The sequence below is a fragment of the Shinella sp. genome (assembly GCF_049651085.1).
Taxonomy (GTDB): domain Bacteria; phylum Pseudomonadota; class Alphaproteobacteria; order Rhizobiales; family Rhizobiaceae; genus Shinella.
This window is the reverse complement of the sequence record NZ_JBASBL010000014.1, coordinates 1-16,867: the sequence shown is the minus strand read 5'-3', so window position 1 is coordinate 16,867 and position 16,867 is coordinate 1. Positions and strand designations below refer to the sequence as shown.

Below are 16,867 nucleotides of genomic sequence, written 5' to 3'. Positions count from 1 at the left end.
CTAGAATCCCGCCATGAGGCGCGCGATCTGGCTGCGGTCGATGGTGTTGAGGCCGAAGTTGTCACGCACGAGCGCGCCGAGCAGTTCGGCGGTTTTCTCCACCGTTTCCCGGATCTGCTCTTGCGTATGTTCGCTGGTGATGAAGAAGCGCAACCGCGCCTGCCCTTCCGGGACGGCCGGGTGGATGATCGGCAGGACATTGATGCCGGCGGCAAGCAGGTCGTTCGACAGGCGCACGGCGCGCAGCGAATCCCCGACGAGAACCGGGACGACCGAGTGTCCCTCGCTGAGGCCGGTATCGAGGCCCGCCTCTCGCGCCAGATCGAGGAACAGGTGGCCGTTGCGCCTGAGCCGCGCTACGCGCTCCGGCTCGGAGGCAAGCAGCTCGAGGCTCGCGACGGCACCCGCCGCAAGCGCCGGCGGCAGACCGACGCTGTAGATGAAGCCGCCGGCCGAGCCCTTGAGCACGGTTGCCAGCGCCGCGTTGCCCGCGACATAGCCGCCGCAGCTCGACGTCGTCTTCGACAGCGTGCCCATCCAGATATCGACATGGGTCGGGTCGATGCCGAAGTGTTCGTGCGTGCCGTGACCGCTGGCGCCGAGAACGCCAAGCGCATGGGCTTCGTCGACCATAAGCCAGAAGCCGTAGCGGCTGCGCAGCTCGACGAGACGCGGCAAGTCGGCGACATCGCCATCCATCGAATAGATGCCTTCGACGATCACCAGGATGCGCCGGAATTTTCCGGTGAAATCGACAAGCAGCTCTTCCAGATGGGCCGTATCATTGTGGCGGAAGAAGCGCCGGGCAGCGCCGGAAAGCTTGATGCCGGCAAGGGCGCTGTTGTGGATGAATTCGTCATGGATGACGAGATCTTCCGGGCCGAGCAACGTGCCGAGCACCGTTACATTCGTCAGGTAGCCGCTGACGAAGACCACCGCCGCCTCCACGCCATAGCAGGCGGCAAGGCTTTCCTCGAGTTCCCGATGGGCCGGGCGTTCACCGGCGACGAGCCGGCTTGCCGAGGCCGAGATCCCGTAGCGGTCGATCGCCTCGTGGACCCGCGCATGGACAGCCGGATGCTGGTTGGTGCCGAGATAGTCGTAGGATGCGAAGTTCGCGACGCACCGACCGTCGATCTGGGTCTGCGCACCGGCGCCGACATCGTGCATCCGGTAGAAAGGATTGCCGATCTGCGTGAGTTCGCCCGCCATTTCCTGCATGCGGATCTGGCGGTATTCAGGCAGGTCCTCGAAACGCGGTACAGGCCGGTCCATGGGCACCACGGTGCCGCTCGGACGCGCATCCATAGTGGAGACGCCGCGCATCTTCTGCAGGAGCGCGGCCTTGCGCGCCCGCGCCATGCGGCTTGCGGACGTATCGTCCATGCTTGTCATCTTCCTCTCGATGCGGCCGGAGAGGCCCCCATATGCTGTTCCGCCAGCGCTTCGATATGCTCGTTCTCGCTGCCGTCGTGCTCTGCTTCCTCGGCGCGCGCAACCTTTTCATAGAGATTGCGGACGACGGTTTCTACCGTTGTCGTATCACCCACGCTGGTAATCGGAATGTCGAAACCGGTCTTCTCCTTGAAGCTCAGCGCAAGCTCGACGGCCATGAGGCTGTCGAGACCGACATCCTTCAGCACCTTGTCGCGACCAAGCGAGCTTTCGGGAACCCTGAGGATCGTCGCCATTTCGGCGGCGACCAGCGCATAGAGCGCCTCAAGCGCTTCGGCTTCGCTCTTTTCCGCAACAAGCGCGGCCAGATCGACCGTATCACCCCCGCCGCTGCCAGCCGGGCCGGCCTGCCTCAGCAGCACTTCAAAGAGCGGCGTGCCGACAATCTTCAGGTTGCGCGCCGCTGCCCAGTCGATGGGCGAGCAAACAACGACAGCTGCCTCGACCGTGCCCGGATCGCTGCGCATATGCGCCTCGACCATGGCAAGGGCGGTGGCCGCCTTCATCGCGGTGTTGCCGATGCGGCGGGCGAGAAGATCGCCGACCTCGTCGTTGCGGGCCAGATATCCCTTGTCCGAAATCGCCCCGAAGGCCACGGCAAGGCCGGGCAATCCTTCCGACCGGCGCGCCCGCGCGAGACCCTCCAGGTAACCGTTGGCGGCAACATAGTTGGCCTGCCCCGGATTGCCGATCATCGTCGTCGCGGACGAGAACATCAGGAAGTAATCGAGCGCATCCGTGCGGGTCGCCTTGTCGAGGATCGCGGCACCGCGCACCTTGACGTCGATGACCCGGCGGAAACGCTCCTCCGTGAGGTTCGGCAGGAGCGCGTCGTCGAGCAGCATGGCCGCATGCACGACGCCCTTCACGGGCGCTTCCTGCCTGAGGCCCGCCAGCAGCGTTTCGACCGCCTTCGGATCGGTCACGTCGCAGGCATGAAGGCTCGCAGCGACGCCACGCCTGTTCCAGGCGGCAATGGCCGCATCGGTTTCCGCATCGGACACGCCCCGACGCGTCACCAGCGCCAGCCGCCGGGCGCCCCGGCCAGCCAGCCAGTCCGCCGCCGAAAGGCCGAAGCCGCCGATACCGCCGACGACGACATGGATACCGTCCGCATCGACCGCGACCGGCTTGCCGGCGCCCGTAGCCACGGCATCGTGGCCCGCCTGCGGCGGCAGCAGCACTATCTTGCCGATATGGCCGGCATTCTGCATCAGGCGGAACGCGTCGGCGATCTCGTCATGCTCGAAGGTGCGGTAAGGCAAGGCGCGAAGATCACCCTTGGCGAACAGCGCGCCGAGATCGGCGAAGATCGCTTTCGTCAGCGCCGGCGCCTTCAGTGGCAGCTGGTCGGCGTCGATGCCGAAATAGCTGACATTGCGGCGGAACGGCCGCAGACCGATCTTGCGGTCGGCATAATAGTCGCGCTTGCCGAGTTCGAGGAAGCGGCCGAACGGCTTGACCAGTTCGATGCTGCGTTCCATCGCGTCGGAGAACAGCGAGTTCAGCACGAGGTCGACACCCTCGCCGCCCGTTGCCGCCCTGACGTCGGCGACGAAGGAGAGCGAACGGGAATCAAAGACCATGTCGACGCCGAGCGAGCGCAGGTAGCTGCGCTTTTCGTCGCTGCCGGCCGTTCCGATGATCGTAAGGCCGAGGACCCTGGCGATCTGGATCGCGGCAAGGCCGACACCGCCCGCAGCGCCGTGAATGAGCAGCGTTTCACCCGGCCGGGCACGGCCGAGTTCGACCAGCGCGTACCAAGCCGTCAGGAAAGTGACGGGAACTGTAGCGGCGGCGGTAAGGTCGAGTTCATCGGGAAGCTTCGCAAGGCCCGCACGCTTGATGGAAGTGTGGGTGGAGAACGCCGCCGGACCGATGCCCATCACGCGGTCTCCCACGGTAAGGTCGTCCACGCCCTCGCCCACGGCCGCCACGCGACCGGAGAACTCCATGCCGATCGTGGCGCCGGCAAAGCCGTCCTCCAGCGCCTCCTCGGGCAGAAGCCCCATGGCCCACATGACGTCGCGGAAATTGAGGCCTGCCGCAGCCACCTTGACGAGCACTTCGCCCGCGGCCGGCTCTGGCCGCTCCATGCTTTCCCAGTAGAGGCTGTCGACGCGCGAGGGCGTGCGCTGCCGCACGGTGGCGGCAGGAAAATCGCGGCGGGAGACATCGCAGGAAGCGACAGGACCACTGACGGCCCGGAAGGCCTGCGCGTGTCTGGCACCATCGACGATACGCCATTCCCGCTCGCCATGGCCGCTGGCGGCAAGGTCCAGCGCCTTCCGCCAGTCGTCGGGCTTTGCATCCACCAGGTGGATATCCACCTCGCTGAATTCGTTGGCGAGTACCCGCGCAAAGGTCCAAAGCCCCGTGGACAGCGGCGACGGGACAATGCGGTCCTCGCGGGCTCCATCCGGCGCACCGCCGGGAAGAACAAGCACAAGCTTCGGCCTTTGCTTGGCGGAGCTGGCCTGCAAGGTTTCGACGACCTTCGCCAGGCCATGGGCGTCACGCGCCAGCACGGCTTCATCCTCGATGCCGCCTGCGGGCGCTACGTACAGCAACAGGTCCGCGGCAAGGTCCGCTCGCCCGATGGCCTCACCGAGACGCGCCGCAGGCGTGGAGAGGTCGATGGCCGGCATGGCGGCAAGCGCCCCGGCCGCCGCACCGAGCGGCAGAAATGCGGCTGCGTCCTGCTGGATATCCGCCTCGCTGGCCGGAGCCGCCGGAGCAACCTCGATGAGCACAAGCAAGCCGTAGGGCCGCGGAACGAGCTGAAGCGCATGGCGACCGGCCGCAAGCGAGGCCAGACGGCGGTCCCAATCGCCTTCGCTCGCAAGCTGCCCGACCGGGAAGCCCTGCGACAGGCTGTTGGAGAACCAGCCCGGGACCAGCCCGAAGAAGAAGTCGTAGAGCAGCGAGGCCGGCGTTTCGGCTGCAACGAGCCGCGCGCCGTTTGCGAGCCCTGTGGCAAGCGCACCGGACAGCGCCTCGTCCGTCTCCAGCATGGCATGCAGGCGATCGCAGGTGCTGACGACCAGGTCCGCGCCGCGAAGCGCGTCCGCCGTGCTGTCGACGGTGACGCGGCCACTCGCCCCGAAGGCAACCTCGACGGCGCGGCGCAAGTCGTCGGACGGTTCGACGATGACGAGCCTGCCGCCGGAACGGGCGGCAAGGTCCGCCAGCCGGCGGCTGAAGCCGGGCGCCGTAGCGCCGATCTGCACGACGACAGGAGCCTGTCTGGTCCCCTCCGCCACCGCCTTTTCGGCAGCCGCGAAGACCAGCGCGTTGCGCTCGCGCGCTTGCGGCGAATGCAGGCGAAGGGCCTGGCGCGTCGTCTTGCCGCCAAGCTCCAGCGAAGCGGTTCCGCCGTGCTGCAGATAATCGATATGGCGCAATACGCCGGCGCGAATCTCGGCGAGCAACACCGCTTCCGCGCCGCGATCGGGCCGCTCGGCCGTGAACTCGGCAAGAGCTTCACCCGTTTCCGGCAGGTCGGATGCGGCCTCGACCACCCACACGCCATCGCGCTGCTCAGCAAGGCCCACCCCGTTCAGGAGGTAGAGCGCATTCGACAGGAAATCCTGGAAAGCCCGGTCTCCCGGCAATCCGGCAAGCGGCAGCCGCCCGGCAGAATCCGCGAATGGCAGCACGATATCGTGGCAGGCACGCAGAACCGCAGCCTGAAGAAGAAGCGACGCATCGTCCGGTTCCGACGGCGCGGGTGCGGCCATCAGGAAGGCCGGCGCCGTTTCGGGCAAGCGGCCGACGATGGCCTCCACGACAGGCACCGCCTCATAGTGGAAGGTCAGCGATGCGGGCGTGTGATGCTGCTGGAGCCAGGTGCGACGGAAGCGGCAATCCTCCAGGAGAAGGACGGGCCTGCCGTCCTCGGCTTCGAGGACAAAGCGCGCCTTGATGGAATGGGCGCTGACACGCTCGACTTCGATCCGCGCTCGGCGCGGCGCGACACCGGCGGCCAGAAGCGCGACGGAACCGAAATGGACCGGGATATAGGGCGCGCCTTCGGCATCGCCCGAGAATCGGTCGAACAGTCCGACGAGGCCGTGGAAAGCGGCGTCGAGCAGCATGGGGCTGAGCCCCCAGGCCAGCATCGGATGGGCGGGCGCTGCGCCGGGCGCAAGCTCGACATCGATGCGCCTCCGCAGGTCGGTCCTGACGCGCGCCGCCAGCCGGAAGGCCGGGCCGTAATCCAGCCCGAAGGAGGAGGCGATGGTGTAGATCCGCTCCGGCGAGACATCCTCTGCTGCCGCATCGAGCGGTTCGAGGTCCGGCGTGCGCATGGCCGGCAGCACCTTCTGGCAGCGGCATACGACGTGCAGGGTCCAGTCGTCCGCACTCAGCCGTTCGCGCGAACGGATCTCGATCGTGCCGGTTTCCCGCGAAACGACCGTCGACAGTTCCACCATGGTGGAGCCGAGTTCGAGCGGACGCAACAGCTCGATATTCGTCAGCTGGACGGCATCCGTGCCGAGCGCCTGCTGGGCGACCTGGAATGCGATTTCGATGAAGCCGGCGCCGGGCATGATCGCATGGCCATCGACGACATGCTCGGCGAGGTCCGGGAAGAGACGGGCATCGAGGTGGTTCTTCCATGCCATGCTGTTCGGATCTGCGCGCCAGCCGGCCAGCGAATATGCGCGGGTCATGTGCCGGCCGAACAGATCGTAGCTGTCCGTCGTCGGTGTACCGACCATGGTTTCCGGCTCGAAGGGCACGCCCGGAAGGTCGACCGCCGCATCGCGCTGTGCCCGCGGCAAGGCCGCCCCGTGCGCCAGAGCCCGGATGACACAGTTCACAACGGGATCACCCTCGCGTCCGTCCTCGTTCCGGTCGAGCGTCGGCACGAGCTGCGCGGGCGCGCCGCTCGTCTTGGCGGCACCCTTCAGATAGTTGGTCAGGATGGGTCTGGGCGATATTTCCATCAGCAGGTTGCAGCCCTGCTTCAGCGCGCACGCGACACCTTGCATGAAATAGACCGGCTCGCGCACGTTGCGCCACCAATAGGCGTCATCCAGCGCCGTCCCGTCCAGCTTTTCTCCCGTCACGGTGGAGATGAAATCATATTCCGTCGCACGCGGCGTGATCTTCGGCAGCGTCTGAAGGAATTCCTCCTTCGCCTCATCAATGAGCGGATGGTGGAACGGGTAGTCGATTTCGAGCGGCTGGACCGCCATTTTGTGGCGCCGGCCGAGCGTGCGCAAGGCCGTGATCTGGTCGCTCGGGCCGGAGATCGTAACGGAATTGGCGGCATTGATGGCGGCGATGGTAAGGCCATCGAGGCCGTGGCGGCTGATGAAATCGCGGGCGGCTTCCTCGCCGCACAGTGCGGCCGCCATCGTCCCCTTGCCCTTCGTGACGTGCTGGCAGCGCGAGCGGACGGCAACGACCGCCACGGCATCGACCAGCGACAAGGCGCCGGCAATATGCGCGGCCGCGACTTCACCGATGGAATGACCGAGCACCGCTGCCGGGCGGATGCCGGCGCCGATGAGGCATTGCGCCAGAGCCACCTGGATCGAGAAGAGAAGCGGCTGGGCGACGCGCGTATCGGCAAGGCGTCCGGCAAGATCGTCCGCGACGAGGAGCGCGGTCAGTTTCTCGCCCACCTGCTCCTCGAACAGGGCGCTTACGGCCGTGAAATGCCGGCGGAAATTCGGGTTCGTGCGCAACGCATCGACACCCATGCCGGCCCATTGCGCGCCGTTTCCTGCGAACACGAAGGCAACCTTCGGCTCGCCGACCGGCGCTTCGCCGATCGCCGCAGCCATTCCGGCCTGCCCGGCAAGCTGCTCGGAAAGCACCGCAGCGATATCGCCGGCCTTCTTTTTCTGCGTGACGAAACGGTGGCGAAGCGGCGTTCGGCCCGCCGTCGCAGCACCCACGAGCGACTGCGCCGATGCCGGGTCCGCGATCCCCGACAGCCTGTCCCGGTAGTCCCCCAGAAGCGCATGGAGGGCGGTTTCGGTATGCGCCGAAACCATGAAATAGTCGCCATCGACCGCGCCGCCTGTGGCGGCCTGCTGCCGGGCGACCGGGTCGGAGATGACGACATGGGCGTTCGTACCGCCGAAGCCAAACGAGTTGATGCCGGCAAGGCGGGGCCGCTTGCTGCGCAGTAGCGGCAGGGGCGTTGCGGTCACGCTGACATTGAGAGCGTTGAAGTCGATCGCATCGTTCGGCGTATCGAAGAACAGCGATGCCGGAAGATGGTCGTGTTCGAGGGCCATGACGGCCTTGAGCACGCCGAACAGCCCCGACGCCGGCTCCGTATGGCCGATATTCGTCTTGATGGAACCGAGTGGAATGGGTGCGTGGCGTTTCTGGCCGAGAACATGCCCGATTGCCCAGACCTCCGCAGGGTCGCCGACCTTCGTGCCGGTGCCGTGACCTTCGATGAAGGCGAGCTGGTTCGGATCGATCGCCGCTTCGGCATAGATCTTTTCAAGAAGAGCAGCCTGCGCCTCCTGCGAGGGCAGCGAGATGCCGTTCGTCCGACCGGCAGAATTGACCCCGGTCGCAAGAATGCGGGCGCGGCTGCGATCGCCCGCAGCATCAGCCTTGTCGCTACGGCGCAGGACGACGACCGCCGCACCTTCCGCGCGCACATAGCCGGAAGCCTCGTTGTCATAGGCACGGCAGCGGCCCTCAGGAGACAGCATGCGTGCCTGCGCAAATCCGACGAACGGCAGGGGATGGATCAGAAGATTGACCCCGCCGACGATTGCCGTGTCGATTTCGCCGCGATTGAGCGCGCGCACCGCCTGGTCGAGCGCGACGAGCGATGAGGAGCAGGCCGTATCGATCGTCAGGCTCGGCCCGCTGAGACCGAAGATATGCGAGAGACGATTGGCGACGATGGAGAGCGTATTGCCCGTCATGAAGTACGGGCCGCCGGCGGCGGGGTCTTCAGTGGAAAGGTTCGCCCCGTCGAGACTCGATGCGCCGACATAGACGCCGATCGCTTCCTTTTGAAGGGCTGGAAGTGTGAGATTTGCGTCCTCCAGCGCGCGCCAGGCCACCGACAGCAGCAGGCGCTGTTGCGGGTCCATCGCCATCGCTTCGCGGCGCGAAAGGCCGAAGATGCGCGCATCGAACGTGTCGATGTCGTCTATTATTCCAGCGGCGAACGTATAGGTCTTGCCTGCATTTCCCGGATTGGGGTGCCAGAAACGCGACTTGTCCCAGCGTCCGGCCGGAACTTCGCGAACGGCGCATTCCCCCCGATGAAGCAGGTCGAACAACTGCGACGCAGAACCAGCCCCCGGAGCAACAGCAGCATATCCGATAATTTCAACCGTCATGGGCACCAAACACTGTCACGATCGCCTCATCTCCAGATTGCGAAGCGTCACTTAAAACATTCTACATAGCAACATCTAGAGTTGTCCGCCATGCTAATATAGCAGCAGTACAGGAGGCCGGGTCACGAAGGCAAGACCACACTCCAGTAGAAACAATGCAATGACACGAACACATAGCGCGAATATGAATTGATAAAGCCCGAGAGCAAACCGCCCGGTGTGAGGTCGGGCTTCATGTCGTTTTACGCTGATCGACAAGGCGTCGAGCAATGGCCTCGGCCGCTGCCGACGAGCCCACCTGCGAATAAAAATTACCCCGTACCTGATATTTGCCGGCAATCAGGCGGAAGAACGCGTCCTCCAGCGCTCTTTCGGCGGGATACGGATTGCGCCAGAATGCGTCGAGCGAACCGGGATAGCTGAGGCCGGGGGTGTCGAAAACCGCCGAACCCAGTGTTTTCACGGGCCTGTTCCTTTTGAAAGCCCCGAGCGCAGCAGTCGAATTGACGGTCACGAGCCCCGTCGCATTGTCGATCAACCGGTCGAGATTACCCCCATCGATGACATGCACGCGCTCGCCGATTCCGTGGCGAAGCGCCTCCCCCTCGATAAACGCCTGCCAATTGATGAGGCCGTTGTCGAGTGGGTGCAGCTTCACCAGAAGCTGGTGATCGCCCGCCGCGTGCGCCGCAAAGGATGCCACCACCTTCAGGATGGCCTCTTGCTGGCTGGCGAAAGGCGAATGCGCACGTAGCTGGTAGTCCGTCTGCAACTGTAACGGGTATACGAAGAATGGGCATCCGCTTGCAAGCAAGCGCTCGCATGTCGCCAACGCGTTCCGTTCGGTGCGTTTCTTGCCCAGAAGACGCCGGATCCAGCCGGCATATTCGGCAAGCGGATGGGAGAGCGCATGCCGTCGATAATGCGGATAGAGGAACCACAGGAAGACGTTCGGCAGATTGTAGAGAAGGTCGTAGCCGGCTTCCACCGGAAAACTCTGGCGATAGCGGACCACCCAATCCGGTTCCGGCAGTCCGGCCGCTTCGGCAAGGATACGCTGCGGGTCGCGCGGGAAATGGGAATTGGACGACATGCCGTCGCGCTCGAACGTCACCCAGTCGGGCCTCAGATACCCCATCTCTATCACATAGACATCGATGGCGAGCGCCTTGGCGGCCGCGGCCGCGGCCTTGTGATAAGGCCGTTCCTCTCCGAGCAGAAGCAGGCCGGTGACGCCGTTACGGACCATAAAGTCGCGTACGAATTCCGGCCAGCGCTGCGGCTGGCCGCGATAGTTGACGCCACCGGCCCGCCGCCAGAAAATCCAGTCGCCGATATTGAGGTTGATACGCAGGCAACGATGCCCGCGCTCCTCCAGCGCCGCCGCGCACTTGGAAAAAAGCGGCGACGCCGGCCCCTGCAGGAAGAGAAACGTCTGTCCCTTGCGGGCATGCTCGGTACCGGCGGCACGTTCCATCATGGTGTTCGCCGCCGCTGCAGGTCGGCATCGGTGAAGAGCGTTCGGAGCAGGTTCCATGGCGCTTCCTCTTTCGGGAGTGATGCGGCGTCCCGCGCTTCGCCTGCCCGGGCCAGCGGAACCAGTACGTAGTCCGTCCGCGGATCGGGAAACGGGTCGGCGAGGCTTTTCAACAGGGGCGCATGGTCGCCGTAGAATGCCAGCCATACCGGGCGATCAAGGCGATCAAGATATGCCACGAGATTGCCGAGAGCCTCGTCTGTCTGGCGCAGAAGCTCCTTGTAGATCTCGACAGGATCGCTCAGGTCGCCACACCGTCCTGGCAGCCACGGCCCGTGGTTGCCCATCGATCCGACGAAGAGAAAGGCCGATTGTTCGTTGCCGATGCCATCGATGATGCGCACGACCGTTTGCGTCAGCCGCTGGTCCGAAACATACGGCCCATCCACCTGAGGGTCATGCGCAAAGCCATCCAGCATGGTCATGTTGTCGAAGCCGAGAAGCGGCATGGCCTTGTCGCGGAAGAAGAAGGTACGCTCGTAGGGGTGGATGAAATGGGTGAGCCAGCCGGCCCGCTTGAGCCGCATGGGCCAGGCAATGTCGGAATAGTGCGATGCCCGCAAATAGGGATAGCTGGCGTCGACATGGGAGTCTTCCGGCTGCACACCGCTCAGCACCGCGAATTCCGTACGAAGCGTATAACCACCTTCAAAAACGCTCGCCATGCGTCCGCACTGCGCCGCGCGTGAACGCAATGCGTCAAGATTGGGCAAGTCCAGATCGGTCATTCCGAAATACCGCAGATCGTAGAAGGATTCCGATTGCCAGACGACGACCAGCGGCGCGCTCTCGCTCGCCGCCGCATCGTCGGCGTGGACAATATCGTGGAAGGCATGGTGCAGCGTCGCCAGGAGTTCTGCGACAACCTGATCGCGGCGCGTACCGATCCAGATGAGGAAGTGGTAGGCAACCGACGCATAGGTACCGAAGCGAACGGTGTTGACGAAGACGTCGAGGGTTCTGAGAAGTCCCTCGCTGATCCTGCGCAGCCCAACGTTGATCGGCTTGACGAAGAGAAGGACATAGGGACCGAAAGCGACCGCCAGGCCGACCAAAATCCAGAAAAGCCGATTCTCTTGCGGAAGGACACTCGTCTCGAAATAGAAGAACAGAGCGGAAGCCCCGAAGACATAGCTGCCGGCGATGATCCAGAAAACCATGTTGAGCTTTGTCGCGTAGAATATTTCCTTGTGCTTGAACACGTCAGCAACGAGCGCGATATCCGAGAAAACCAGCGGTTCACGGATGAAGATGAACTTGGCGCGCGAAATCACGGTGAAGACGATGAAGAAGCTCAGAGTACCCTGCGCGGCATAGATCGGGCGCCACGAAATCGCGAAAAAACCGGCGAAGACGAGCGCAATGATCGGCAGGCGCGCCGCGGTTTCGAGGAACACGCGCCATGGGCTGCGCTCGATACGATACTTTTTGGCGACGGCGCGCGGGAGCGCCAAAGGATCCGTCAAATAGACAACGGCACTGGCCCAGGCGAAGCAGGTAGCCGTCAATAGCCAGGCATTACCAAACCAGTTCATTGATCGGTGCTCATGCGCTTCGCGGTTCTCCCGAGGCCGGCGCACCTGCGGGACGGAAACTTACCCCTACGCGTCCGGTTCCGGCATTTCGTACCGAGGCAGGCGCCCCTCGGTACACCACGCCGACGTGGAAAGCTGTCAAGTCCTGCCGCGCCGCCAGACCTGACTTCAGTTGCTCAGGTCGTTGATATTCGAGGCAACCGCCGCACCCTGGACGATAGGCGATACCGTCGTGCTGATGAGTGTGGAGAATTTCCGGATTTCGGCCAGCGACGAGTTGGCAATATAGATGAGATCGCGGTTGCTGACCTTGAAACCCTTCAGGATGAAGAAGCCGCTCGGATCCTTCAGATCGACCTGGTAGATGACGTTGACCGTTCCGTCGGCGTGCGTGGGGTGCGCCGTGGGAACCATCTTGCGGACCATATCGACCGGCTCGCGGCGATAGATAAATATGCCCCGGGCATTGGCGCGGTCGTCATTGAGCCCGCCCACCTTGGCCAAGGCCTGGTTCAGATAGAGTTGTGACTCGTCGAACTGCACGGAGGCATTGGCCATCGAAGCGCCGAACACGGTGAAGCTGCGCGGCTGGCGGATCAGCGTGATGACGTCGCTCGACTGCACATGGATGTTTTCGCGCGGATCCGAGATGAGTCGCTCCATCGGTATGGTTTCCGACTTCGAACCACGCGTAATCTGCACGGCGAGCTGATGGGATTCCATGCGGGGGCCGCCGGCAGTGGCGATCACATCCAAGAGGCGGTTGTCGCCAGGCAGCAGCGGAATGAGCCCGCTCTTGGCAACTTCACCGGTCACGGTAACCGTATTGGAGTTGTTCGCGACGACGTTGACGAGAACCTGCGGCTCGACCGCCATGCCACTCAACGCCTTTTCGATGTCCGCCTTGACTTCCTGAGGCGAACGGTCGGCGACACGCACGACCCCGGCATAGGGAACGACGATCGTTCCGTTTTCCGAAACCGGCTGCGGGGGGATCTGTGCCGCCCCTATGCCCTTTTCACCGGAAGAGAACAGGCCGTTTTGCGAGGCTTCCCAGATAACGACGGAAACGACATCGCCAACGCCGATGCGGGACGAGCTTTTTTTGCGGGAAGAACCGAAGGCGACAGAAAGCGGGCGCTCCTGGCTCTTGGCCAGCATGTCGGCGACTGCCTGGGTCACATTGACCAGCACGTAGGGCGCCTCGGCCGTCTTGGCACCGGACTGGATGGTGTCAGCGCTGGGGCCGGAACTGGGAATGACAGTACAGGACGATACCACCAGAAGCGCGGCCAACGAGGCAGGAACGAGAAAAAATCGATTCGCCGATTGCATCAAACCTTAACTTTCAACCATGCCCGCTACGCCACTTTCGCGGATTTGCTCGGATGACTACAGCAGCACAAGGGGCTGATCAACATTCAATTGAATGTCGCCCCTCTGTTTCAATCCATTTTGAAACAAGTGAATTAAAAACCCTACCAAGAAGAAAACATATCGGCGACGCCCCGAACATTTTGGCCCTGCAAGCTCGTCCGGCCGCTCACCGGCCAGAGGATCAAGCAGCTTCACCCGATAGGGGCTATCTCCCAGTCAAAACCTGCACTGAATACTTGAGGTGCGTCATTTGCTCAAACAAACGGCCTGGTCCGCCGCGCCGACATGGCCACAATGCTGGAAATCGGGGGCACTGGCTGTCGCAGTCACCCGCAGCATTGCGGAAAAACACTACGGACGAATTGCTTCAGCGCCGTCCCTTCGGACGCGTCGCCAGCACATTGCGGATCGCAAAGCTCGAATGGATGCGCGAGACCCCCGGCATCGCCGAGAGGATTTCCTTGTGGATGCGCTCGAACTCGCCGGCATTGGCGACCTCGACGCGCAGCAGGTAGTCCGACCCGCCCGTCATCAGGAAACACTCGCGGATTTCCGGGTGCTTACGCACCGCCGCCTCGAAGCGATCGAGGTGGTCTTCCGTCTGCCGTTCCAGCGTGATGTTGATGATGACGGCGATGGCGGATTCGGTATTTCCCGCATCCACCAGCGCCGTATAGCCGCGAATGACGCCGGTCTGTTCCATCAGCTTGATCCGCCGCAGGCAGGCCGAAGGAGAAAGGCCGACTTCGGCGGCGAGGCTCGCATTGCTCATGCGCGCGTCGAGCCGCAGGAGCCTCAGGATATTGCGGTCGATCGCGTCCAGTGCCGCCATAGCAGATAATTCCAAATAGTCACGGTTTCCATCAAAAATCATTACACGGCACAATAATCAAGCGCTTTTTCGTGGGTAATTTCACGATCGTTTCAATAGTCTTCCCGCAAGCGGGGAGCTTCAAAAAATGTATATCGGCATTCAGGAAGACAGACAGAGCGAGACGACGGGCACGGGCGGCGCGTCCGGCTACCTGACGATCGATCTTGCGGCGCTTGCCCGCAACTATGAAAAGCTGGCTGCTGAAGTTGCGCCCGCCCGGGCTGCCGCCGTCGTCAAGGCGGATGCCTACGGGCTTGGCGCCGACCGGGTCGCCCCCAGGCTCTATGCGCAGGGCTGCCGCCATTTCTTCGTCGCACAGTTCGGCGAATCGCTGAGCCTGCGCCCGCTGCTTGCCGCCGACGCCTCAGTCTTCGTGCTGAACGGCCTGCAGCCCGGAAACGAACTTGCCTGCGCGCGCAGCGGTATGGTCCCGGTGATCAATTCCTTGGACCATTGGCGGCAATGGGCCTCAGCCGCACGGACGCTCGGCCGTACGCTGCCGGCGGTGCTGCAATTCGATACGGGCATGTCACGCCTCGGCGTGCCGGCGGAAGATCGGGCGACGCTTGCGGATCTCGTGAAGGCGGAAAGCCGGATCGAGGTCCTCTTCATCATGAGCCACCTTGCCTGCGCCGACGATGCCGACAACGACCAGAACAGCGACCAGCGCGCCGAGATGGACCGCATCGCGGCCGAATTCCCCGAATTTCCCGTCTGCTTCGCCAATTCAGGCGGCATCTTCCTCGGCAATGCCTATCACGGCGCACTCTGCCGCCCGGGCATTGCGCTCTATGGCGGCGCGCCGACCGAAGGGCGCGCCAACCCGATGGAACCGGTCGTGCGCCTCGATGTCGCCGTCGTGCAGACCCGCTCCGTGCCGGCCGGCACGCGCGTCGGTTATGGCGCGTCCCATGTCACGACGGGCCAAACGCGGCTCGCCACCATCGCCGCCGGGTATGCCGATGGCCTGCCGCGTAGCCTGAGCAGCCGGGGCGCCGTCTATTGCGACGGCATCCGCCTGCCTGTCGTCGGGCGCGTTTCCATGGACAGCATCACCATCGACATCTCCGTCCTGCCGGAGGGCCGCCTGAAGCTCGGCAGCCTCGTGGAAGTGCTCGGCCCCCACCAGACGCTGGAGGATGTCGCGCGCGACGCCGGTACCATCTCCTACGAAATCCTGACCAGCCTCGGCCAGCGATACGAGCGGCAGTACCGCTAGAGCGACCCGGAAAAATCGCGCGGCGTTCTCGCCGCCGCAATCGTGAAAAACAAAAAGACACCCCTTTTCATTCCAGTGAGGATACAATGAAAGTCATCGTTCTGGGCGCCGGTATTGTCGGCGTGACCTCGGCCTACCAGCTTGCCAAGGCCGGTCACGAGGTCACCGTCATCGACCGCCAGCCCGGTCCCGCACTGGAGACCAGTTTCGCCAATGCCGGCGAGGTCTCCTTCGGCTATTGCTCGCCCTGGGCCGCTCCCGGCATCCCGATGAAGGCGATGAAGTGGCTCTTCATGCAGCACGCCCCGCTGATCCTGCGCCCCAAGGTCGACGTCGCCATGCTCTCCTGGATGGCGAAGATGCTCAGCAACTGCACCTCCAAGCGCTACGCCATCAACAAGAGCCGCATGCTGCGGCTTGCCGACTACAGCCGCATCGCGCTTGCCGAGATGCGCGATGAAACCGGCATCGCCTATGACGAGCGCATGCAGGGCACGCTGCAGCTCTTCCGCACACAAGCCCAGCTCGATGCCTCGGCCAAGGACGTCACGGCGCTTGCCGCCGACGGCATTCCCTATGAAGTGCTCGATCGCGAAGGCTGCATCCGCGTCGAACCCGCCCTCAGCCATGTACGCGAAAAGATCGTCGGCGGCCTGCTGACGCCGAAGGACGAGACCGGCGACTGCTTCAAGTTCTCCAATGCGCTGGCAACGAAGGCCGAGGCGCTTGGCGTGCGCTTCAACTATGGCAGCATCATCCGCGGCCTCGACGTGGAAGGCGGCCGCATCCGCGGCGTCATCACCGCGCACGGAACACTCCAGGCCGACGCGGTGGTCGTGGCGCTCGGCAGCTTCTCGCCGCTGCTCGTCAGGCCGCACGGCATCCGCCTGCCGGTCTATCCGGTCAAGGGCTACTCGCTGACCATCCCGATCACCGACGCCGCCCGCGCGCCGGAATCGACGGTGATGGACGAAACCTACAAGATCGCCATCACGCGCCTTGGCGACCGCATCCGCGTCGGCGGCATGGCGGAAATCTCCGGCTATACCAACGATCTCGGCGAGCCCCGCCGCCTGACGCTCCAGCACTCCGTCATGGATCTCTTCCCGGGCGGCGACGTGTCGAAGGCCAGCTTCTGGTCCGGTCTTCGCCCCATGACGCCGGACGGCACGCCGGTGATCGGCGCGACAAAGATCGCCGGCCTGTTCCTCAACACCGGCCACGGCACGCTCGGCTGGACGATGAGCTCGGGTTCGGCCCGCGTCATCGCCGACATCGTCTCCGGCAAGAAGCCCGAGATCGATGCGACGGACCTTGCCATCGCACGCTACGCCTGACATCCGGCGCGCCGTCCCAAACAACAAAAGCCCTCCTTGCGGAGGGCTTTTGGTTCGCCGGAATTCCCGCGTCTATCAAATAGCCTTTTCGAGTTCGGGCAGGATGTCGAAGAGATCGCCGACGAGGCCGTAGTCGGCGACCTGGAAGATCGGGGCTTCCTCGTCCTTGTTGATCGCCACGATGACCTTCGAATCCTTCATG

At 63.8% G+C, this 16,867-nt stretch carries 8 protein-coding genes and 1 pseudogene; 2 read left to right on the top strand and 7 right to left on the bottom strand.

What is annotated here, in order from left to right; translation table 11 throughout:
* The 6 genes from WA950_RS08045 to WA950_RS08020 all read right to left on the bottom strand — a co-directional run bounded on the left by WA950_RS08045 (position 1) and on the right by WA950_RS08020 (position 14,067).
* Positions 1-1,395 carry an aminotransferase class I/II-fold pyridoxal phosphate-dependent enzyme gene (locus WA950_RS08045; RefSeq protein ID WP_424551183.1) on the bottom strand — a complete coding sequence of 465 codons (1,395 nt, stop codon included), beginning with the start codon at positions 1,393-1,395 and terminating at the stop codon, positions 1-3.
* Positions 1,392-8,786: an SDR family NAD(P)-dependent oxidoreductase gene (locus tag WA950_RS08040; RefSeq protein WP_424551182.1), complete on the bottom strand. Its 7,395-nt coding sequence runs from the start codon at positions 8,784-8,786 to the stop codon at positions 1,392-1,394. The genes WA950_RS08045 and WA950_RS08040 overlap by 4 nt, the downstream gene beginning before the upstream one ends.
* A gap of 232 nt (positions 8,787-9,018) precedes the next feature.
* Complete coding sequence (locus WA950_RS08035) at positions 9,019-10,263, bottom strand: capsule biosynthesis protein (RefSeq protein WP_424551181.1); 1,245 nt, start codon at positions 10,261-10,263, stop codon at positions 9,019-9,021.
* The gene (locus WA950_RS08030) at positions 10,263-11,858 is read right to left on the bottom strand and encodes an LTA synthase family protein (RefSeq protein ID WP_424551180.1); all 1,596 of its coding nucleotides are present in this window, start codon (positions 11,856-11,858) and stop codon (positions 10,263-10,265) included. Before WA950_RS08030 ends, WA950_RS08035 begins: the two co-directional genes overlap by 1 nt.
* 168 nt (positions 11,859-12,026) lie before the next feature.
* Entirely contained in the window at positions 12,027-13,139 is a 1,113-nt protein-coding gene (locus WA950_RS08025; RefSeq protein ID WP_424551179.1) for a polysaccharide biosynthesis/export family protein, read from the bottom strand.
* A gap of 463 nt (positions 13,140-13,602) precedes the next feature.
* A complete protein-coding gene (locus WA950_RS08020) occupies positions 13,603-14,067 on the bottom strand; it encodes an Lrp/AsnC family transcriptional regulator (protein ID WP_424551178.1) in 465 nt (154 codons plus the stop codon).
* A gap of 127 nt (positions 14,068-14,194) precedes the next feature.
* On the opposite strand from WA950_RS08020, the gene alr reads away from it, so the two are divergent.
* Positions 14,195-15,328 carry an alanine racemase gene (gene alr, locus WA950_RS08015; RefSeq protein WP_424551177.1) on the top strand — a complete coding sequence of 378 codons (1,134 nt, stop codon included), beginning with the start codon at positions 14,195-14,197 and terminating at the stop codon, positions 15,326-15,328.
* 86 nt (positions 15,329-15,414) lie between these two features.
* A complete protein-coding gene (locus WA950_RS08010) occupies positions 15,415-16,665 on the top strand; it encodes a D-amino acid dehydrogenase (protein ID WP_424551176.1) in 1,251 nt (416 codons plus the stop codon).
* Between the two features lie 75 nt (positions 16,666-16,740).
* On the opposite strand, the pseudogene WA950_RS08005 reads toward WA950_RS08010, so the two are convergent.
* Positions 16,741-16,867 (bottom strand): annotated as a pseudogene (locus tag WA950_RS08005) (electron transfer flavoprotein subunit alpha/FixB family protein); the annotation flags it as partial.